Source organism: Agromyces sp. NPDC055520 (assembly GCF_053619715.1).
This window is the reverse complement of the sequence record NZ_JBSHJY010000031.1, coordinates 1-20,777: the sequence shown is the minus strand read 5'-3', so window position 1 is coordinate 20,777 and position 20,777 is coordinate 1. Positions and strand designations below refer to the sequence as shown.

General features: G+C 67.7%; 17 protein-coding genes and 3 tRNA genes. 8 read left to right on the top strand and 12 right to left on the bottom strand.

All coding sequences use genetic code 11. The annotated features are described in order from the left end of the window. Window positions 1-39: 39 nt before the first annotated feature. The 5 genes from ftsH to tilS form a co-directional block, all read right to left on the bottom strand. Window positions 40-2,058 (bottom strand): ATP-dependent zinc metalloprotease FtsH, encoded by a 2,019-nt coding sequence (gene ftsH, locus ACWGST_RS12505; RefSeq protein ID WP_452047009.1) that lies wholly within the window; start codon window positions 2,056-2,058, stop codon window positions 40-42. A 111-nt stretch (window positions 2,059-2,169) separates the two neighbouring features. Next, complete coding sequence (locus ACWGST_RS12500) at window positions 2,170-2,886, bottom strand: DUF2652 domain-containing protein (RefSeq protein ID WP_452046991.1); 717 nt, start codon at window positions 2,884-2,886, stop codon at window positions 2,170-2,172. Between the two features lie 57 nt (window positions 2,887-2,943). Then, complete coding sequence (locus ACWGST_RS12495) at window positions 2,944-4,629, bottom strand: MFS transporter (RefSeq protein WP_452046990.1); 1,686 nt, start codon at window positions 4,627-4,629, stop codon at window positions 2,944-2,946. Between the two features lie 106 nt (window positions 4,630-4,735). Next, window positions 4,736-5,287 carry a hypoxanthine phosphoribosyltransferase gene (gene hpt / locus ACWGST_RS12490; RefSeq protein ID WP_452046989.1) on the bottom strand — a complete coding sequence of 184 codons (552 nt, stop codon included), beginning with the start codon at window positions 5,285-5,287 and terminating at the stop codon, window positions 4,736-4,738. A gap of 76 nt (window positions 5,288-5,363) precedes the next feature. Then, complete coding sequence (tilS, locus tag ACWGST_RS12485; RefSeq protein WP_452046988.1) at window positions 5,364-6,341, bottom strand: tRNA lysidine(34) synthetase TilS; 978 nt, start codon at window positions 6,339-6,341, stop codon at window positions 5,364-5,366. A gap of 322 nt (window positions 6,342-6,663) precedes the next feature. Between tilS and ppa the strand changes: the two genes are divergently transcribed. Further along, complete coding sequence (ppa, locus tag ACWGST_RS12480; protein WP_452046987.1) at window positions 6,664-7,149, top strand: inorganic diphosphatase; 486 nt, start codon at window positions 6,664-6,666, stop codon at window positions 7,147-7,149. 236 nt (window positions 7,150-7,385) lie between these two features. On the opposite strand, the gene ACWGST_RS12475 is transcribed toward ppa, so the two are convergent. Together ACWGST_RS12475 and ACWGST_RS12470 are read right to left on the bottom strand one after the other, a co-directional pair. Next, window positions 7,386-8,669, bottom strand: coding sequence for an NlpC/P60 family protein (locus tag ACWGST_RS12475; protein ID WP_452046986.1), 1,284 nt, complete (start codon window positions 8,667-8,669; stop codon window positions 7,386-7,388). Next, entirely contained in the window at window positions 8,662-9,879 is a 1,218-nt protein-coding gene (locus ACWGST_RS12470) for a peptidoglycan DD-metalloendopeptidase family protein (protein WP_452046985.1), read from the bottom strand. The genes ACWGST_RS12475 and ACWGST_RS12470 overlap by 8 nt, the downstream gene beginning before the upstream one ends. A gap of 346 nt (window positions 9,880-10,225) precedes the next feature. Between ACWGST_RS12470 and ACWGST_RS12465 the strand changes: the two genes are divergently transcribed. The 3 genes from ACWGST_RS12465 to ACWGST_RS12455 all read left to right on the top strand — a co-directional run bounded on the left by ACWGST_RS12465 (window position 10,226) and on the right by ACWGST_RS12455 (window position 10,567). Then, window positions 10,226-10,298: transfer RNA gene (locus ACWGST_RS12465), tRNA-Glu, on the top strand. A 52-nt stretch (window positions 10,299-10,350) separates the two neighbouring features. Next, window positions 10,351-10,424, top strand: a tRNA-Asp gene (locus ACWGST_RS12460). Between the two features lie 67 nt (window positions 10,425-10,491). Then, a tRNA-Phe gene (locus ACWGST_RS12455) sits at window positions 10,492-10,567 on the top strand. 34 nt (window positions 10,568-10,601) lie between these two features. Here the strand turns inward: ACWGST_RS12455 and ACWGST_RS12450 are convergent. Together ACWGST_RS12450 and ACWGST_RS12445 are read right to left on the bottom strand one after the other, a co-directional pair. Next, on the bottom strand, window positions 10,602-11,831 hold the full coding sequence (locus ACWGST_RS12450; RefSeq protein ID WP_452046984.1) for a tyrosine-type recombinase/integrase: 1,230 nt from the start codon (window positions 11,829-11,831) through the stop codon (window positions 10,602-10,604). Next, window positions 11,831-12,028 (bottom strand): hypothetical protein, encoded by a 198-nt coding sequence (locus ACWGST_RS12445; protein WP_452046983.1) that lies wholly within the window; start codon window positions 12,026-12,028, stop codon window positions 11,831-11,833. Before ACWGST_RS12445 ends, ACWGST_RS12450 begins: the two co-directional genes overlap by 1 nt. Window positions 12,029-12,168: 140 nt before the next feature. Between ACWGST_RS12445 and ACWGST_RS12440 the strand changes: the two genes are divergently transcribed. From ACWGST_RS12440 to ACWGST_RS12425, 4 genes are all read left to right on the top strand, one after another. Beyond that, a complete protein-coding gene (locus tag ACWGST_RS12440) occupies window positions 12,169-12,858 on the top strand; it encodes a hypothetical protein (RefSeq protein WP_452046982.1) in 690 nt (229 codons plus the stop codon). Window positions 12,859-13,377: 519 nt separating this feature from the next. Next, entirely contained in the window at window positions 13,378-14,313 is a 936-nt protein-coding gene (locus ACWGST_RS12435) for a DUF4238 domain-containing protein (RefSeq protein WP_452046981.1), read from the top strand. Further along, a complete protein-coding gene (locus ACWGST_RS12430) occupies window positions 14,310-15,779 on the top strand; it encodes a nuclease-related domain-containing protein (RefSeq protein ID WP_452046980.1) in 1,470 nt (489 codons plus the stop codon). Before ACWGST_RS12435 ends, ACWGST_RS12430 begins: the two co-directional genes overlap by 4 nt. Before the next feature lie 21 nt (window positions 15,780-15,800). Next, window positions 15,801-16,373, top strand: coding sequence for a GIY-YIG nuclease family protein (locus tag ACWGST_RS12425; protein ID WP_452046979.1), 573 nt, complete (start codon window positions 15,801-15,803; stop codon window positions 16,371-16,373). 191 nt (window positions 16,374-16,564) lie between these two features. Here ACWGST_RS12425 and ACWGST_RS12420 read toward each other — a convergent pair whose 3' ends face one another. From ACWGST_RS12420 to ACWGST_RS12410, 3 genes are read right to left on the bottom strand one after another with little or no spacing between them, the layout of a single operon-like run. After that, complete coding sequence (locus ACWGST_RS12420) at window positions 16,565-18,565, bottom strand: DUF3732 domain-containing protein (RefSeq protein ID WP_452046978.1); 2,001 nt, start codon at window positions 18,563-18,565, stop codon at window positions 16,565-16,567. A 4-nt stretch (window positions 18,566-18,569) separates the two neighbouring features. Continuing rightward, window positions 18,570-19,085, bottom strand: coding sequence for a three component ABC system middle component (locus ACWGST_RS12415; protein ID WP_452046977.1), 516 nt, complete (start codon window positions 19,083-19,085; stop codon window positions 18,570-18,572). Beyond that, window positions 19,082-20,059 (bottom strand): ABC-three component system protein, encoded by a 978-nt coding sequence (locus tag ACWGST_RS12410; RefSeq protein WP_452046976.1) that lies wholly within the window; start codon window positions 20,057-20,059, stop codon window positions 19,082-19,084. Before ACWGST_RS12410 ends, ACWGST_RS12415 begins: the two co-directional genes overlap by 4 nt. Window positions 20,060-20,777 lie beyond the last annotated feature (718 nt).

The window sequence follows — 20,777 nt, the reverse complement described above, 5'->3', positions numbered from 1 at the left end:
CTCCCCTTCTTCGGGTCGACGGACTCGCCGTGCCCGCGACTAGGCGGTCGCGGGCCGCGGGTTCGACTTCGGCGCGCGTGCCGGGGTCTCGTTGTCGACGGGCAGCTGACCGGAGTCCACTCCCCCGTCGACGGCACCCTGATCGATCGGCATCTTCTCGGTCGGGAACGCGATGGGCGGACGGTCGGAGACCGGTCGCTTGTCGCTCGAGAGCCAGAGCGGGCGCTCGGGCAGCTTCTTGACGTCTTTGAAGATCTCGGCGATCTGCTTGTGGTCGAGCGTCTCCTGCTCGAGCAGCTCGGCGGCCAACTTGTCGAGGATGTCGCGGTTGTCGTTGAGCACCTGCCAGGCCTCGTCGTGCGCCTGCTCGATGAGCGCGCGCACCTCGAGGTCGACGGTCTCTGCGACCTCTTCGGAGTAGTCGCGCTGGTGGCCCATGTCGCGGCCGAGGAAGACCTCACCCTGCGACTGCCCGAGCTTGACGGCGCCGACGTTCGCGCTCATGCCGTACTCGGTGACCATCTTGCGGGCCGTCGAGGTGGCCTTCTCGATGTCGTTCGACGCGCCCGTCGAGGGGTCGTGGAAGACGATCTCCTCCGCCACCCGGCCGCCCATCGCGTAGGCGAGCTGGTCGAGCAGCTCGTTGCGACTGACCGAGTACTTGTCTTCGAGCGGCATCACCATCGTGTAGCCCAGGGCGCGGCCACGCGGCAGGATCGTGATCTTGGTGACCGGGTCGGTGTAGTTCATCGCCGCCGCGGCGAGGGCGTGGCCGCCCTCGTGGTAGGCCGTGATGAGCTTCTCTTTGTCCTTCATGACGCGAGAGCGGCGCTGCGGGCCGGCGATGACGCGGTCGACGGCCTCGTCGAGGGCGCGGTTGTCGATGAGCTGCGCGTTCGAACGCGCCGTGAGCAGCGCGGCCTCGTTGAGCACGTTCGCGAGGTCGGCACCCGTGAAGCCCGGAGTCTTGCGGGCGAGCACCTCGAGGTCGACGCCGCTCGCCAGGGGCTTGCCCTTCGAGTGCACCTCGAGGATGCGCTGACGACCCTTCATGTCGGGCGCGTCGACGCCGATCTGACGATCGAAGCGGCCGGGCCGCAGGAGCGCGGGGTCGAGGATGTCGGGGCGGTTCGTCGCCGCGATGAGGATGACGTTGGTCTTCGGATCGAAGCCGTCCATCTCGACGAGCAGCTGGTTCAGCGTCTGCTCGCGCTCGTCGTGACCGCCGCCGAGGCCGGCGCCGCGGTGACGGCCGACCGCGTCGATCTCGTCGACGAAGATGATGGCGGGCGCGTTCTGCTTCGCCTGTTCGAAGAGGTCGCGCACGCGGGACGCGCCGACGCCGACGAACATCTCGACGAAGTCGGAGCCCGAGATCGAGTAGAACGGCACGCCCGCCTCACCGGCGACCGCGCGGGCGAGCAGCGTCTTGCCGGTGCCGGGAGGGCCGTAGAGCAGCACGCCCTTGGGGATGCGTGCACCGACGGCCTGGAACTTCGCGGGCTCCTTCAGGAACTCCTTGATCTCGTGCAGCTCCTCGATCGCCTCCTCGGCACCCGCGACGTCGTCGAAGGTGACCTTGGGGCTCTCTTTCGAGACGAGCTTCGCCTTCGACTTGCCGAACTGCATGACCTTGTTGCCGCCGCCCTGCATGCCCGACAGCATGATCCAGAAGAAGAGGCCGATGAGCACGAGCGGCAGCAGAATGCCGAGCATCGAGAGGAACCAGTTCGGCTGCGGGACCTCGTCGTTGAAGCCCTCTTTCGGGTTCGCGTCGTCGACGGCGGCCACGATGTCGGCCCCGCGGGGGGTGATGTAGTAGAACTGCACCTGTTCGCCGAGCTTCTCGTCGGGCTTGGCGAGCGTCATGTCGACGCGGTTCTCACCGTCGACGATCTTGACCGAGGCGACCTTGCCGTCGTTCAGCAGCTTCAAGCCCTCTTGCGTCGACACCTCTTTGAAACCCGAGGCGGTGATCAGGCTCGACCCGATCCACACCGCGACGATCGCGAGCAGAATGTAGATGATCGGCCCGCGCAGGATCTTCTTGATGTTCATGGTGCTCACAGGCTACATTGCAGTCGCCGAATGGCGGCCGAGTGTTCGCTGAGGGCTGCGCGGAGTGCGCCTGAAGCGGACCGTGAGCACAGCCGCTGAGGGCTGTCGAGTTCACTGAGCGGATGCCGAGTGGCGCGTGCTCCTCAGACCGATCATGTACGGAAGGCCGGGGCCGACGGCGGCGAAAGTCTGCCCGATGCGTTTGGGCCACGAGGGAACGGGCAGCGGCTCGGGCGCCTGCTCGAGGTCTGCGACGTCGACGAAGAAGGCGCGAACGGCGCCGAATCCCTCGAGCTCGGGCGCCACCTCGTGCACGGGCGCGGGCACCGCGCTCTCGCCGGTGCGGTAGAGCTCTTCGGAGAGCAGCACGTACTCGGGGACGTCGACCGGGTTCTTCAGCATGCGGTGCACGAGGATCACGTCGATGCCGACCAGTTTGACCCGGTCGCGGATCGTCTGCACCGCGACCTCGCCGACGTGGGCGACGAACTTCAGCCGCAGCCCTGACGCGCCCTTGCACCCCACGCACGGGCAGAGGTTGGCCGTGACGTAGGCCCGCTCGAGGTGGAAGGCACGATGCATGGCGACCGCGGCATCGAGGATCTCGGGGATCGAGGCATCCGATTCGCCTTCGTCGACCTGCCGCGAGAGGAAGGCGGCGTCGCCCTCGATCTCGATGAGTTCGAAGCCGGGCGCGGCGTCGATCATGCGTTCGAGCATGCGGCCGGTGTTGACCTCGGCGTGCGCGAGGCTCATGCGGTGCGTGCTCATGTAGTCGGTGTAGCCGCCGATGTCTGCGATGAGCAGCACGGCACGGCCTGAGTCCATGCCTCACGATCCCACTGAACGGCCGGCGCCTCAACCCCTTCAGGAGAGTGGGCCACTTCAGGTGGGTGGCGGCTCGCCGAACGGCTCCGTGGGCGAATACCGGCCGAGCTCGCCGTCGACGGCCTCCGCGGCGGCCTGTGCGCTCGCCGTGTAGCCGAGCACGACCGGCAGGAACCCGGCTGATCCGAGCGCCCGCAGCGCGAGCGCACTGCGCGCGACGACCGAGGCCGTTCGGCGCGTGCGACGCAGCAGCGCGATCTCGCCGAAGCCCTCGCCGGGGCCGAGCGTCGCGACGACCCGGCCGTCGCCGATCACCTCTGCCTCGCCCGATTCGATCACGAAGTAGCGATCGCCCACGTCGCCCTGGGCGAACACGGTCGCCCCCGCGGGCACGGCCGCCGGTTCGAGTCCGCGCGCCAACTGCTCGATCGAGGGCAGCGGCAACGCACGGAACATGGGCACCCGCTGCAGCAGCGCGATGTCACCGTCGAGCACGTCGACCGTGCGGTCCATGCGCCGCAGCCGAGGCAACGCCACGAGCGCGAGCACCGGGCACACGAGGCCGATCGCGATGAGGGCTCCCTGCACGCCGAGCCACTCGATGAGCGCCGACGCGGCCACCGCCCCGATGCCGATGAAGACCGCGACGAGACTCTCGAGCACTCCGAACACCCGCGCGAGCACCGCATCGGGCGCCATGCGCGCGATGAGCGTGAACCCGGCGACGTCGATGAGCGCGTTGCCGACGCCGACGAAGGCGAGCAGCCCGAGCGCGGGCGCTTCGAACGGCGCGAGCCCGATGAGGGTGAAGGGCAGACCCCAGAGCCCCACCCCGACGGCGAACCATACGCCCAGTCGGCCGGTGCCCACGAGCAGCGAGGCCGCGAGCGAGCCGAGCACCGCACCGACCCCGACCGCGGTCATGAGGGCGCCGACGCCCGGCTCTCCGGTGCCGAGCAGCTCGATCGCGACCACGACCGAGAACACGGTGAGCCCGCCGCGCGTGAGCGCCTGCGCCGCGGCGAGCGCGAGGATGAGCGTCAGCTCGCGGCTGGCCGCCACCGCCCTGATGCCCTCGGCCGCCTCTCTGGCCAGGTTCGGGCGCTTCGGCGCCGGCGGGCGCGGCGGGGCGTCGTAGTTCAGCCGCAGCAGCAGCGCCGCCGCCGCGAACGAGGCGGCCGCGGCGACGGCGAACACGACGTCGACTCCCGTGAACTGCAACAGCACGGCCGCGAGCAGCGGGCCGACCAGGGTGGCCGCCGAATCGAGCAGCCCCCGCACCACGTTGGCGCTCGCGAGCTCATGCCCGGTGCGGCAGAGCGAGGGCAGCAGCGCCGAGTGCGCCGGGCGGTACAGCGTCGCGGCGATCGTCGATGCCACCGCGAGCGCATAGACGACCGCGACCGGGCCCGAGAATGCGACGACCGCGGCGGCCGCGGCGGTCGCGACCCCCCGCACGACCGAGACGAGCACGAGCACGCGCTCTCGGCGGCCGCGGTCGGCGATGGGTGAGAGCAGCGGGGCGAGGATCGCCGACGGCACCATGCGCAGCAGTCCGATGAGCCCGAGCGCGACGGCGCCGCCGTCGCGATAGGCGACGATGCCGAGCGCGACCGTGAACGCCCACTCCGCGGTCCACGCGCAGAGGAAGCTGAGCTGGGCCCGGCGCAGGTTGGGATTGATCCAGTTGCTCGCGAATGCGGCGCCGGCATCGCGCACCCTGCTGCGGCGGCCATCGACCATGCGAAGACTCTAGGCCCGCGACCCGCCGGCGCGCGAGGGTTCGGCGCGCGTGGGTTCGACGCTGCGTGGGTTCGACGCTGCGTGGGTTCACCCAGCGCGAGCAGCCTCAGCTGTAGACGTGCGGCGCGAGGATCGCGACATCCCGAAGATTGCGATAGTTCTCGGCGTAGTCGAGGCCGTACCCGACGACGAACTGATTCGGGATGTCGAAGCCGAGGTACTTGACGTCGACCTCGACCTTGGCCGCGTCGGGCTTGCGCAGCAGCGCGCAGATCTCGATCGACTTCGCGCCGCGCGACTCGAGGTTGCCGAGCAGCCAGCTGAGCGTGAGGCCCGAGTCGATGATGTCCTCGACGATCAGCACGTGCCGGCCGGTGAGGTCGGAGTCGAGGTCTTTCACGATGCGCACGACGCCCGACGACTGGGTGCCGGCGCCGTACGAGGAGACGGCCATCCAGTCCATGCCGATGTGCGGCCGCAATTCGCGTGCCAGGTCGGCCATGACCATGACCGCGCCCTTCAGCACGCCGACGAGCAGCAGGTCCTCGCCCTCGTAGTCGGCCTCGATGCGGCGGGCGAGCTCGGCGAGCTTCGCGTGGATCTCGGCTTCGGTGACGAGCACTTCGGTGAGGTCGGCCTCGATCTCGCGCGCGTACATGCCTGCTCCTTCTGTGACGACGAACGGATGCGTCGAGCCTACGCGCTGCCCCGCGTGCCCCGCGTGCTCGGCGCGCTCAGTGGCCGTGGGGAAGGATCTCGGTCGACCCGGTCGTGCTCAGCACGATGTGGCGGCCGGCCCGCGTCGCGAGCACGCCGCCGGGCAGGTCGATCGGGCCCTGGCCGTGCCAATCGGTCACGAGCCGCGCGACCTCCAGCGTCTGCACGCGCGAGAGCGAGACGCCGAACTCGCTGCCGACGACATGCCGGATGATGCGCTGTCGCAGCGCCGCCGGATTCGCCGCGAGCGCCCCGACCGAGATCGCGATGCCGGCCTCGGCGGGCTCGCAGATCTCCTCGATGAACTCCTCGATCTGCTCGTCGAAGGCCTGCTCGTCTTCGCGCAGCTGCTCGGCCGTGCGTGCGAGCGCCTCGGCGATGCCCGGCCCGAGCTCGGCCTCGAGCACGGGCAGCACGCGTTCGCGCACCCGCACCCGGGCGTACGCGGGGTCGAGGTTGTGCGGGTCGTCCCACGGGGCGAGCCCCGCGTCGAGGCACGCCTGCCGCGTCGTCTCCCGGCGGATGCCGAGGAGCGGCCGGGCGTACCGGCCCGCGCGGGCCGGCATTCCCGAGAGGCTCGCGGCGCCCGAGCCCCGAGCGAGGCCGAGCAGCACGGTCTCGGCCTGGTCGTCGAGCGTGTGGCCGAGCACCACGAGCGCTGCGCCCGTCTCGGTCGCCGCCACGTCGAGCGCGGCATAGCGGGCGGTGCGAGCGGATGCCTCGGGGCCGCCCTCACTGCCGGGTCCCGACACGGCGACCTCGACACGTCGCACCATCACGGGGTCGAGTCCGAGTTCGCGGGCGGTCGCCGCTGCGCGAGCCGCGACATCCGCCGACCCGCTCTGCAAACCGTGGTCGACGACGACGGCACCGGCGCGCCACCCGGCCCGCGGCCCCTCGAACGCCGCCGCTGCGGCGAGCGCGAGCGAATCCGCCCCGCCCGAGAGCGCGACGAGCACGAGCGGTGCTGCCCGATCAGGGGATTCGGGCGACACGCCGCCTGCAGGGCCCTCCACAACGGCGTGGCGGGCAGCATCCCCTGATCGGGCAACACCCGCGGCGGCCGGAGCTGGGGCAGGAGTCGGCGCAGGGGCAGGAGTCGGCGCAGGGGCAGGAGTCGGCGCAGGGGCGGGGGCAGGGGCAGGCGCGGGAGCCGGCGCGAGCGCGACGCGAACGGCCCGGCGCACGTCGGCGATGGGCGGCGTCAGTCGCGGGCGGCGGTCAGAGGGCATCAAGTAACCTTAACCGCGCCCTGCGCGGGCGACGAAGCTTCCAGACCGCGCATTCACAGCGCTTCCACACACGAGGAGAACCAGCATGGGCGAGTACGCCGCCGTCATCGAGATCCCCAAGGGGAGCCGCAACAAGTACGAGGTCGACCACGAGACCGGCCGGGTGTTCCTCGACCGTGTGCTCTACACGACGTTCGTCTACCCGACCGACTACGGCTTCTTCGAGAACACTCTGGGCGACGACGGCGACCCGCTCGACGTGCTCGTGTTGCTCGACTTCCCGCTCTTCCCGGGCGTTGGCGTGAAGGTGCGCCCCGTGGGCGTCTTCCACATGACCGACGACGGCGGCGGCGACGCCAAGGTCATCGCGGTGCCCGCCGGCGACCCCCGCTGGAACCACGTCCAGGACGTCGACGACATCCCCGAGTTCACGCGCAAGGAGATCGAGCACTTCTTCGAGCACTACAAAGACCTCGAGCCCGGCAAGTGGGTCAAGACCGAGGGCTGGGCGAACGCCGCCGAGGCCGAGTCGCTGATCCAGAAGGCGATCGCGGCGTACCCCGGCCACTAGGGCCGACCCCGGTCACCAGCCTCAACCGAGCGGATGTCGCAGCCACGCGGCATCCGCTCGGCGCACCTGCTCGCGGTGAGCCTCGCTCGCCGTGGCATCCGCCATGTAGGACGAAGGCCCCTTTGTAGGACGTTCCGAACGGAAATCGTCCTGCTCAGGGGCCTTCGTCATACAAACCCGCGCGGGCGGTTGGCTGGAATGGCGAGCCGGGCAGCCAGAGCGAACGGCGAACGAGTTCAGGCGGCGGGGCGCGCCGCGGCCGAGGGGCTGCCCCAGATGAAGTACTCGCGCACCGGTACGCCCTCGCGCGGCGCCTCGAGGATGCGGCCGCCGCCGAGGTAGATCGCGACGTGGTAGTAGTCGCCGCCCGAGCCCCAGAAGAGCAGGTCGCCGCGCTGGATCTGCGACAGGGAGACCGCCTTGCCGCGGCCGGCGAGCGTGCGGTACTGGTTCGTGGCCGAGTGCGTGCCGATGCCGATGCCCGCCGCGCCGTAGGCGGCCCGGGTGAGGCCCGAGCAGTCCCACTGATCGGGGCCGGCCCCGCCGAGTCGGTACGGCTCGCCGAGCTGCTGGCTCGCGAACCAGATCGCCGTCTCGACGGCGCTCGCGTTCGGCGGCGCCGGGTCGGGATTCGGGGCGGGCGTGCCGCCGCCGGTGTTGCCGCCACCGCCACCACTGTTGCCGCCCCCGCCGACGGCCGGCGGTGCCGGAGCGACCGGCCGGCTCGCCTCGAGCGCCGCTTGCGCCGCATCGCGCGCCTGCCCCTCGACGCGCTCGCGCTCGAGTTCGGCCGTCGTGTCCTTCAGGGTCGCGAGCTGGGCGTAGAGCTCGGCCGAACGCTGCTCTTGCACGGCGACGGCGGCCGTCGCCGACTCCGCAGCGGTGTGCGCCTCGTTCGCCTTCGTCTCGGCGATCGCCGCGAGACGGGTGCGTTCGGCGGCCGCCTGCCCGGCTTGCGCGCGCAGCGCGTCGGCGGTGTTGCGGTCGGCGATCGCCTGCTCGTAGACGGCCTGCGACTGCTCGCCGAGCTTCGACGCCATGCCGAGCTGCTTGAGCAGGCCGTCGGTCTTCTCGCCCGAGAACACGAGCTCACCGGTCAGGTCGCTGCCCGCCGTCTTCGCCAGGTGGGCGGCGAGCAGGCCCGCCCGCATCTTCGAGATCTCGGCGACCGCGTCGGCCTCGTCGGCCTGCTTCGCCAGGGTCTGCTCGCGTTCGGCCGCGCGGTCGCGCTGGTCGACGGCGATGCGGTAGGACTCGTCGGCCATCTGCGACGCCTGCACCGCGACATCCGCCACCTGTTGCAGCCCTGCCAGCAGTTCGCCGACGCGTGCGATCTCGGCCTGCTTCGTGGACTCGTTGGCCTTCGCCTGCTCGATCTCGCTCCACGACGGGTAGTCGGGCTCGGCCATGGCGGGCCCTCCGCCGACGACGACGGAGGCGGTGACGGCGCCGACGGCGACCGCCGAGAAGACCGTGGCGGGCTTCACGCGCGAGACGGGGCGGGTGCGGTTCTCAGCCAAAGTAGATCCCCCGATCGGCCATGAACGGCTGCGGATCGATGCGGCTGCCGCCGCTGTAGACCTCGAAGTGCAGGTGACAACCCGTCGATGCCCCGGTCGTGCCGCTCGACGCGATGTTCTGCCCTGCTCCGACCCACTCGCCCACGCCGACGAATCGGCCGCCGTCGCGGATGTGCGCGTACCCGGTCGAGATGCCGCCGCCGTGGTCGATCTTGATGAAGTTGCCGTAGCTGCCCGAATAACCCGAGAACGTTACGACGCCGCTGTTCGCCGCAAAGATCGGCGCATCGCACCCGGTGCCGAGGTCGACGGCGTAGTGGAAGGAGCCGGAGCATCCGTCGCCCGCGCAGATCGGCGAGCGCGGCCCGAAGTCACCCGTGATGCGGCCGGCGGCCGGCTTGGCCCAGCCCGACGACGCGGGCGTGCCGGGCGTGCCGGCGCGCATCGCCTCCTCCCGGCGCTTGCGCTCCTCCTCCTGGCGGATCCGCTCGCCCTCCTGGTAGGCCGCAGTGGTCTTCGCCTCGGTGTCCTTGAGGAACGCGAGTTGCGCGTCGAGCTCGATCTTCTTCGCCTGGGACTCGGCGAGGGCGGCCTCGGCTGCAGCCTGGGCTTCCTGCGCTGCGACGAGGGCCGCCTCGGCCGCGATGCGCAGCTTCTCGCGCTCGGCCTGAGCCACTTCCGCCTGCCCGCTGAGCGCTGCCGCCGTGTTCTTCTTCTCTTGCGCGCGATCGTAGATGCTCGAGGTTCGCTCGACCATCTTCTCCATGTTGCCGAGCTTCGAGAGCAGGGTGTCGGTCGCCTGCGCGTTGCCCGCGTCGAGGAAGAGGTTCACCCCGACGTCGCTGCCGCCGGAACGATACAGCTGGGCGGCCACCTGACCCGCGTTGGTCTCGGCCGCTTGCGCCTCGGCGACGGATGCATCGGCCTGCGCCTGGATCTGGTCGGCGCGGAGCACCGCCTCGTCGTACTTCTGCTGCGCCACGAAGAGCTCGTCGGTGCGGCGCTCGGCCTCGGCGCGCGTGATCTCGACGTTGACCTCGAGTTGCGCGATGAGTGCGGTGACCTGCTCGACTGCCGCGGCACCGGCCGCGGTGTTCGCCTTCGCCGCCTGCAGCTCGTCCCAGCTCGGATACGTCGCGGCGAACGCCGGCTGGAGGGGCGCGACGACCGGACCGACGAGCGCGGCGGCGATGATCGCGACGAGGGCCACGAGGCGGTGCGTCGCTCGCGGTCGCCGAGGGCCCTGAGCGCCGCGGGCACTCCCGGCGCCGAGGCTCGTTCGAGCCTCGGCGGTGGGCGTTCGTGCGGTGGTGCGGTACATCATTCCCCGTCCACGCGGGCTCGGGTCCCCGCGCTCCTCAACTCTCGGTTCGGGCACTGGCAGCCCCCACGATAGGCGCGGGTCCCGCGTATTCGGGGCATTTCGAGGGCATGTCCCGGATGCCGCGTGGCAGGCGTCGGCGGCGACCACGAGGCATCCGCCGCCCTCGTTTTGCCATCTCGGCTCGGTGCACGTATGCTTGGCTGTCGGCGGGCGTGCCCAGGCAACGCCCTCCGGCCCCATCGTTTAGTGGCCTAGGACACCGCCCTTTCACGGCGGCAGCACGGGTTCGAATCCCGTTGGGGTCACTGCACGACAACACATATAATTGAATAGCTCCGGTGCCGAAAGGCACCACGAGGCCCTGTAGCGCAGTTGGTTAGCGTGCCGCCCTGTCACGGCGGAGGTCGCGGGTTCAAGTCCCGTCAGGGTCGCTCAGGCGACAAGCCCTTTCCCTTACGAGAGAAGGGGCTTTCTCCTTCTCAGGGTGTTTCATCCTGAGGCTCTGTAGCTCAGTTGGTAGAGCGCACGACTGAAAATCGTGAGGTCACGGGATCGACGCCCGTCGGAGCCACCATTGAAACCCCCGGTTTACCGGGGGTTTTCTGGTTTCAGCGGGCGATCTCGCCGGGGCGCCGGTGAGGCTGTGCCATTAATGTGCCATTAAGGTCGGCAGGGGTCCGCCGTGTGGTTCGTTTCGTAGGTTCGCCGGCTGCGTTCTTGAGCGCGTCGTTGAGGGCGGCGCCGGCGCGAAGCGCGACGCCCTCGCGGGCGCGCGAGTAACGCTCGGTGACTTGCAGGCTCGAGTGACCGAGCGTCGCCTGCACGTCGGGCGCGCTGGCGCCGGCGTCGAACAGGATCGTCGCGAAGGTGTGCCGGAGGTCGTGGATGCGCAGGTCGGGCCGGCCGATCGCCTCGCGAAGCGTCTCCCAGTCGACGCCTCGTCGCGCGTTGTGGTTGGTGAGCCTGCCGCCGTCGGGCCCGGCGAGCAGTAGGTCGTTCGCCTGTTTGCCTCTCGCAGCGATCTCGGCGTAGGGGCGGAGCGCGTCAATCAATGGGACGTCGCGGGACTTGTGGCTCTTCGGCGACTGCTCGATCAGCTCGCCGTGCCGACCAGGACTCAGCGACCGGCTGACGTGGATGACACCGCGCGCGAAGTCGACGTCGCCGACCCGCAGCGCGGTCGCCTCCCCCGCCCGCATCCCGGTGTAGACGAGCGCGGCGAGGTAGCCACGGTAGGCCCCCTCGGGTACGAGATCCAGGAGCGTCCGGATCTGGTCGAGCGTGAGCGCGCGCGAGACCGGCGAGATGGACTCGCGCATGCTCGGACGCTTCACCTCGCGGGCCGGGTTGTGATCGATGAACCGGGAACGCCGCGCGCCATCCAGCAGACGTGAGAGCACCGCGAGCGCATCGTTCTTCGCGGATGCCCCGCCCGACCACGCCACCATCGCCGACTCGATCATCGGCGAGGTGATGTCTTCGAGCCGGTGGCGGCCCAGGCTCGGCTTCACGCGGAGCCGCCAACCCACGCCGTAGCTGCGCGCGGTCGCCGGCCGCACCGAGGATTCGATCGCCGGCCAGTACTTCTCGTGCCACTGCTCGAGCGTCATCGAGCCGTTCGGGTTGCGGCCGGCGACCATCTTCGCGAGCTCGCGCTTGGCCTCCGCCAGCGTCAGGAACGTGCGGGAGCGTTCGGCCGCGCCGCCCTCGACACTCGGGCCGACGACGCGGATCTGGTATCTCTGCCGGTCGGCCCGCCAGCGAATGCCCTCGGGCAGCGGGCGGCCCGTTCTCGGATCGACGCGGCTCGGGGTATCGCGGTTCGGCCGCCCGGCCATCAGTGTTCCGTTCCGCCTCGCGCGAGCAGGTCGTCGATGGTGTCGGCGCTCCAGAGCAGGTGCTTGCCCATGCGGGCGTCAGGCTCGGGGATGAGCCCGTCGTGGCGCAGCTTGTCGAAGCTCGAGACCGGGATGCGGCACCGCTCGGCCGCCTCGACTCGACTCAGGTACTCGACCCTCAGTGCGGTGTCGACCATGATGCACCCCTTCGGCTCTATCGCCGCAGTGCTGGCATCTGGTGCACGCCGACACATGCGCGGCTATTTGCAAGTACCTGAGAATAGCACCGCTCCGCGTATTTCGGCAAGTACCTGAGTTAAGTGGTTAGAATCGACGCATGCCCGCCTCGACGCCCCGCCTCGGTGACCAGTCGTACGACGACCTGATCGTCGCCGACGACCTGCCCGAAGGGTGGTACCTGCCCGGCCGGTTCCCCGGCGAGCGCGACGATGACGCGAGCGCGCAGATCGATGCGGTGCTCGGCTACGGCGATCAGGACGCGCCGGTGGACTCCGACCAGTACGAGACCACCGGCGGACGCTGGCGCTACCTTGAGCACGAAGCCACGCACACCCGCGTGATGATCCGCTTGCAGCGACAACTCTTCGCCGTGCCCGAGGAGATCCGCATCACCGGCGTCATCTACCTGCCGTGGCGCCCTGGTGACCCGATCACGAGCCAGCTCCTCCGCGAGCTGCCGACGGCACGTATCGAGGCGGCGATCAACAAGCGCCTCTTCGCGATGAAGCGCACCGAGACGATCACCGGCGGCAAGATCGTGCTGCCGTCGGGGCGGAAGGTCAGCGAGCGAGACCTGCTCAAGCCGCTCGGCGACCCGAAGAAGGTGCCGGACTTCTACGAGCTGGTCGCGCTGCAGCACGGCCGGCTCACGCAGCAGGGCGACGCGAACCCGAGCGCGACGATGGCGGAGATCAACGGCGTAGCGCTGTCGACTGCCCAGGGATGGGTCACGAAGGCACGCGAGCGCGGCCTCCTCCCGCCCGGGCGGCGCGGGCGGGCCGGATAACTCCACGACGGAGTCAGTGTCCCGCACATTCAGCGGCAGTTCCGAATCGAGGCGATCGGATCGGGCGCCTGGACATCCACCTGTTCGCGGCTACCGGATGGCCGCCGGTCGGCCGACTTCGACCGCACGCACCTCGATTGGGTCGTCTCGTTTACCTCGCCCGGGGCCAACCGTCGCAGTAGGCGCTACCCAAGGGCGCCCCTCACCGACGGGCGCGCGGAAGCAGTCGCACGATTCGAATCAGGGCCAAGAAGCTGCTCCACCAGTCCGCTCCCCGGCCGATGCTCGTACCTTCGACCGAGGTGAGGTTCTCGTCGTCTTCGTCAATGCGGTCGTAACTTCACGCGCGCCACATCGCAGGTGTCGTCTTTGCCTTCGCGAGCCGGCGGTCGGACTGCTCTGGGATGACGCCAGCCCTCTTCGGTGCCTCGGGTGACGTGAACCCAGAATGGAAGCATTCCGTACTCAATTTTCCGTAGGACTGGGCGGCCGCTGAACCGAACCGCCACACTTGGTCTCATGAGCCACCCAGACGGGGACAAGCATCACTTCGTTCCACGGAGCTACTTGCGCCGCTGGGCGGATGCGGGGGAGGTTCGTGTCGCGACCATCGCCACTGGCCGCCGCGCACGGGGAGGCGTCGGCGTCACCGCGATGAAGCGAGGCTTCTACGCCGTCGATTCCTACGCCAAAGACCCGAACGCCGTCGAGAAGGCGTTCGGCTCAGTGGAAGATCCAGGGAAGCGGGTCATCGACAAGATCGTGAACGGTAAGAAGGGTGAGGTTTGGCCGTTGTCGCTTGACTACCGCGTCGCGCTCGGCGCCTACATCGCGCTTCAAGCGCTCCGTGGCCCCGAACAGCGGCGCCTCATGGAGTCGCTGCAGGACGACATGGTCGAACGCGAGACGCGATTCGTCGAGGAGCACGGCGCTGCGAAGTGGTTCGCGAACCACGGAATGCCTTTGACCGAGGAGCGCGCTCGCGACGCGTGGGACTCAGAGGTCGGCGCCGGGAGGTCTCTCGTCGTCATCGACGCGCTGTACCACGCGCAGCGGATTGCGAATGGCTCCGATACCGTGATGAACCAGTTTCTCAGCCGCTACTGGACGCTAGTTCGCTTCGATACTCCGTCCCTAATCACCTCTGATGCGCCCGTGAGTCTCAACGACGCTCACGACGAGCGAGGGGCATGGGGGTTTCAGAACGCCCCAAGCGTTTCGTTGCCGCTGAATCGAACAACCGCGCTGGTTCTCGGTGCTGTCTACCCGTCTCAGTCGGAGGGCGAAACAGAAGCTCTCCTCAATGGAGCGTTTGACCGCGAGGTCCAAGGAAACGACACTTGGGCAAAGCGGTTGAACGCGCGGACCGTCCACAACGCGGAGCACGAGCTGTACTTCCACCCGGATGATGCCGCGCTGATTTCCTCGGAGCTGCCAACCCGGAATGACTCGTGACCACCCCCGCCATCGAGGGCGCTACTCGGTATCAAGACCTGCGGGCGTTCTGCCGACGGTTCGATCGCGATGCGACGCTCCAGATGATCAGCGTCGCGTCGAGAGCGTGGGACGGCCAGCCCACAGATGAACGCGGGCGAGTAAAGCCCTTCCTCCCATGGGACATCGCCGGAGTCGCGGCAACGTTCCTTCAATGGGGCACGGTGGGTGGCGGCTCGCCAACACCCGCCGAACTCGGACGGATGTGCTGGATGTTCCTCAACCTTGAACATCCAGGCCTCGGGGAGCCGGGGTCAGGGTTCGCAATGGTCCTACGCCTCATCTACTCGCAAATACCCTTCCAAGCGCCCGACGCGGGGATGCATTGGGCGCGCGCTGTCGCCTTCTTCCGCGACACGGAGTTTCTGGAGGACTACGTTCCCGAGGTCATGACATCGGGCTGGCAAGAGGAGTTGCTCGGCTGCTCCGTGGAGCAGTGGGTGTCGGTCGGGTTCGCTCTCCACGCCGCGCTGCTTCAGGGGAGCCACTATCCGTTCGAGTGGGCTCCCGAGCTTGAACCGGCCCTCGAAGCGCTAGGAGGCTCAGAGGCCTTCGACCGTGTCGTTCGGCAAGGGTTCACCATGACGGTCGGCGACTACCGGGCACAGCGACGAACTCACGTCGAGCGCTTCGGCGGCACGACTGCCCAGCAGTTCCTCCGCGAGCCGTTCGCCTTCAACCCGCTGTTCAGCGCGCCACTTATCGATGGCATCGCCGATCACTTCGTCGCACCGTGCTTTCCCGCGATCGAGGTGCGAGCTTCAGCACTCGGAATCGTTCACGAGGGCACCAGCAGATGGGGCGAGGCCTTCCGCCGTGACTCTGGTCAGTTGTTCGAGCAGTACGTCGGCAGGCAGCTCCGGCAGATTGCCGGTGCGGTTGTCGTTCCCGAACTCTCGTACGGCCCCCGGCGGAGCCGCGTGAAGACCATTGATTGGTTCGTCGTTCTGCCCGACGTTGTGCTGCTCATCGAGTGCAAGGCGATGACCCCCGCTCGCAATCTCCAGGAAGGGTTCGGCACTGTCGAGCAGGTTCACGCGCGTCTCGCGAAGCCGCTCGACCAAATCAACAAGACGGTCCAGGCGCTTGGCGGAGGGCACGCCGAACTCGCTGACATCCCCACCGACCGACCGGTGCTGGCACTTGTCGTCACCCTCGGCAACTTCGTGATGGCGAACGGACCGGAGGTGCGCGAGTCCCTGCCGGTGACGACCGTGCCCACCGCGTTCGTCGGCGTGGATTTCCTAGAGGCGCTCGTGACTACCGACGCAGTGGAGATGAGCCGGTACTTCGCCGGGGTGCGTGCGCCGGTCGAGCGGCCAGGGGTTCTACCGCTGGAAGATATCGACCTGATTGGCGGAACGAACGCCCTGCTCGACGCCGCCTTCGAGTCGCTGCCCATTTTGTCGCTCACGCCCCACGAGTGACGCCGCCGATACGCTGACGCCATGCCAGGCCTTTCGTTCGCTGCTGAGCGCACTCTCAACCCACGAGAACTGACCCGAGTGTTCGAAGTCGGGACAGCGCCGAAAGAAGGCGGTGTGTACGCCTGGTGGTTCACGCCGGGTGCGTTGCGGGTGCCCGCACGCGACTACGCCGCCACGGACGGATTTGACCTGCTGTACACCGGCATCTCGCCGCGCAAGCCGACCGCCGCGGGCATAGCCAGCACCGGGAACATCCGCTCGCGGCTCCGCTCGCACGCGAAGCGAGACGCGTCGTGGAGCACGTTGCGCCTCTCGCTCGGCATTCTGCTCGCGGACGACCTGGGCTTGACGCTCGCGCTCCACGCAGGACGGGTCCACTGGGGGACTGGCGAGGCGGTGCTCACCGAGTGGATGCAACGGCATGCGCGAGTGAGCTGGGTGCGTGACCCCGCGCCTTGGACCGCGGAGGGAGAATTGCTCGCCGCGGCGAACGTGCCTCTCAACATCGACCAGCACCTCCACGACCCTTTCTCACGCGAGCTGAACCAGCGGCGCATCGACGCGAAGGCTGCTGCACGGGCCGAGCGCGTCTGACGTGTGGCGGCCGCGCTCATCCGATGCATCCCGGGCAGTTGCGGGCTCCCGCGCGTAGACCCCAGGATTCCGCGGCTGACGCGCACGCAAGCGGACCGGCTTGCGGGCGGCGCTGGCGCCCTGATGTTGTTTCTTTCGTTCGCCACCGCAATCACGTGAGGCTCCGGTCCTGCTAGGCGCGTGCCGGGCGGCTATGACCCTTCTTCACTTGCCGCCATCGGCCGTGCCTCGCGTTCGAGTTCGGCCCAAGTCGCCTCATCTGCCCAGTCTCTCGGCACGAGTCCATCATCGCCGCGCCAGTCTTCGACGATGGAGTCGCTGAACCACGGCTCGTCCACGTCAGCATGCTCGCTCAGAATGATCTGGAAGTTCGGAGCCAACTCAGCGCAGAACGACCACAGCAACTCAAACATCTGACGCACCGCATGCTCGTCATCGCTGCCTTCCGCACGCGCTCGGCTGGCGGCAAAGAAGACCTGAGACGGTTGGTCGATCATCAGGACACGGGGAACGGGACGTTCGTTCTCAACGAAGAACTCGTGTAGGCCGAGGTGAGCCGCGAGATGGTACCCAACCCAGTTTGCGCCGCTGCCGATCGCCGCCAAGGGAACTGCACCTTCAACCGAATCCACCATGATTGTGAGGCGTGCACTATCGAGCCAAACGTTCCGCTCGGAGTGTTCGAGTTCGAGTCGCTGCGCATAGTGCGTGATCTTCCGATTTACGGCCGCAAGAAGCGATGCGAGCCTATCGACGGCCGCTGCCGCGTCAAGCTCGTTTTGCAGCGCCTCGACACGAAGTCGAAGTGTTTCTCTTGATGCGCGCAGACGGTCCAGCGCTTCGGCGTCATTGGGGTCATGGTCCTCGAGCGTCGCATCGATGCGTCCACGTACGAACTCTCGCCGTCCGGGGTCAATACTTCTGTCTCCGGCTCCCGCCGATTGCATTGCCGCCAGAGCTGACTCGACCTCAAGGAGCTGGCCGCGGAGATCCTCGGCGGTGGAGCCGAGATCCCGTAGCGCTTGCTCGCGCGCGGGCTGCGCGAGTGCAAGTGTCTCAATCTCTTGCCGCAGCGAACTCAGCCGTTGTGCGAGTAGTCGGGGGGTCGGGTCACTCCCTGGGAGCACCTGACTACAAACTGGGCAATGGTCGCCGGCAACAACTCCGTCCGGGGCGTCCGCAACTAGGCCGATACTTCGAAGACGGCCCACCTGCTGACCTAGGGCCTTCCCATAGCCGGACGCCCCGGCGGCCGAGTCCAGAACGAAGGCGCGGTCATCCAATACCTGCCCGAGCGCTTGGCGGAGCCCGGTGCGCCGATCGCGGAGCTCCTTCACTCTCGCTTGAGCCTCTTCGGCCGCCTGCAGTTCTCCCGGTGGCGTGACGTCATGGCGGAGTGTCTCCAGGAGCCCGAGTAGCAGTTCCCGGGACTCAACGCTTTCTACATCCGTAAGCCCAACGGCATACGCCTGCTTCAGCAATGACCGGAGCTGGCCGTCGCGCTCGCTCTCTTCTGTCAGCGTCGACGAAAGGCGGGAATCAACTGCGCGGAGTGCGCGGCTAGCTGCCCGTAACTCCGAGCGCTTGTGCGCCTGATCTCCGTCGATGGCGCCGAGGAAGTACGGCAGGGTGTCGCGGATCGTCTGGGCAACACCTGGATTTTCCTGACGGTGGAACAGGAGAGTTCGATTGGCCACCTCGTGTTGGCCTTGAAAGCAGTAGAAGGCGCTCGCGCCAAGACCAACTGCGAACGAGCCTTGTATCGATCCCTCGCGCGGCTCAATCTCCACATCGCTTAGGCCTATTTGTGCTCCGACCTGTGCTCGCAGTGACTCTGAGTCCGTGTTCACCACCAGGTCCTTGGCGTCGGGAATACCGAGCTCAGCGCCTCCGAATCTGATGAATGCTAGGGACGTCTCTTTCGCCCCGTGAGAAACGGCGGGCCTGCCAAGGAAGACACGAGCGCCTCCGGGCGTGAGAGACCACAAGGTGCCGAACCAGGAAACCGTGCGTCCGATGATGCCAGGCGGCATCTTCACGTCGTCCCGACCGAGTGTGAAGTCGACGATGTCCTGGAGCGCCGTTTTGCCAGTACGGGAGTTCCCCAGGACCACGTTCAGAGCGCCGGGACGGAAGTCGACCGTTCTGTTCCGCCCGTCAGCGTGATAGATCGCGATACTCAGAAGCTGCACGGTGTCATGGTGTCACACCCAAGACGCCATACACCGTTGCCTGATCGCCGATGTGCCCGAACCACCGGCCGAGGAAGCTGGATGCCCGAATGATCGCAGTCAACTCGGCATCCGCATCGCGATTCACTTTGCCCAGGATGCGACCGGACACCGTGGCATCATCGTGCAGCTTGAGCGCCTCTGCACGAATCCCGAAGCGCAGACCTTCTCGCACAAATGGGCTCATGCTTTGTGCTCGAGCAGACAGGCCAGCGTGGAGGACGGGGTTTCTCTCGACCCATCGCGGCATGTGAGAGTCGACCCGGTTGGGCAGCATTTCGCGGGTGTCGCGGTGCAGCGCCATCGGAGGGACTAGAAAGCTGAGCTCCCATGGCATGCGCTCGCCCGCCTCGTCTTCGAATCGAATTGCAGCCGCCGCTACACACAGCGATATCAGGGCGGGGTTGAGCATCGACGCGGCCGAGCTGGATCGCGTGGACCAATTCGGGAGCTCCATCAAACGGTCGGCTGAGATGGTCACCGATCCTCCGTCGTAAGACTCTTGACAAGCTCACCGAAATCCGGGTGCCAACCGCAGACTGCTTCGTCAGCCAGCTCGTACTGGACCCCACGCCGGTAGAACGGTTCGCTGTACGACCGTCGAATCGACAGGCCCACTGCGTCCCGTAGCTTGTTGAACAGTTCGCGTCCGAGTGCCGATTTGAGGTCGTCGGATGCACCTTCGGGTACCTCTGCAAGCATCGCGTAGTAGGCCTGCTCCCACTCATCGGCAAGGTTCGTCTTGAAGCTGTCGAACTCACTCATCTCGATCAAACTCCTGTCCGCCCAGTCCGTCGTCTGAACCACAGCTCGATGAAAGTCGAGAATTGCCAACTCGATCTGGCGAGGGTGAACCCGCACCCAGCCGAGCTGATGGACGAACACGCGGTCCTTATGATCGTTGACAGCGGCCGCTCGTTCCTCGGGCCCGAGCACGACGGACGTGGGCAGATTGTCTGCCGAAAACTCATCTCTCAGGCGCTCGATGTAGCTGCGAACCTGCAGCGCCGTTATCGGGCCGCGATACCCGGACAGCATGTCGACGGAGACCGCGTGCCACCATCCGAAGAGACGTTCCTCGAAGATCTGCCACCGAGAGTCGTCCGCGGGTGCGATGAAGTACAGCACGCGTCTGATCTCGTCGCCAATGGCGCCTATCCGAACTTCGGCGTCTACGGCGGTGATCCGGCCGATCAGGCTCACCCGCTCTGCATCAGAGAGGGCCAGCCATTGCTTCCTCCGCTTCGCCGTCGCTTTCGCGGTCGAGACTTCCGCCGCCGCGTCGAGTTGGCTCTTCGCGGATTGCTCGTTTCTGTCATCGGTGCTGAGAAGGCTGAGCGCAGACCCGGACTGGAACCTGCCGGTCGAGATCAACCAGAAGGTCGGTCCTTCGTCGTCGACGAACTTCGCGTCGTCCATCCACACGCCGAGCGTGCGCCAGATGTCGTCGCTCATATCTCCGATGGCAGGAGCCCCTGCGCTATGGTCCTTCAATTGGAGCAAAGTCTCTGGGTCATCTCCGACCTGCCACGAGACGTCATCTAGCTTCTCAAGCATGAGCGCTTGGTCCGGCCGATCAGGCCCCGAACGCAGGATCTCGAGCAGGGCCCAGTCGACCTGATAGAGGTAGCCCAGCGCGCTCGCCGACGCGTCATGACTTACGGCCACAAGCAGCCTCCATCCACCTCGGCGGCCAACGCTATTCCAGACATTGACAGAGTATGGCAAAGTGCCGAGCCTCATGGGCGAAGTGAGCCCGCGAGATCCCGGCCTGACGTCGTAGAGAGCACATTCCGGCGTCGGGCATGTGCGGGAGCCGTAGAGCATTCACGCTCGCCCGCTGGGGCTGGCAACGAGCAAGTGACGGGGACGCTGCCCACCGTTACGGATCCTCATACGGACGGAGCGCCCAGGCGTGCGAGGAGATTGCGCTCGCTTGGCACGCCAACGGTCAATCCGTTCAGGACAGGGATGCCCTTCCTTCCAGCACAGGCCGTCTGCGGCTCCAGACAGCGAAAGAACCGAAGAAGGCCGCCCCGAGCACGTCCCAGGGTAGCCACTCTCCACGCGACAGGATGGGGTCTGCTGCACGAGTAGGTGACATCTGAGTTGGCTTGCTCTTCGGGGCGGGCTGGAAGGATGTTGCTGTGCCTAAGCCTTACCCGAGCGAGTT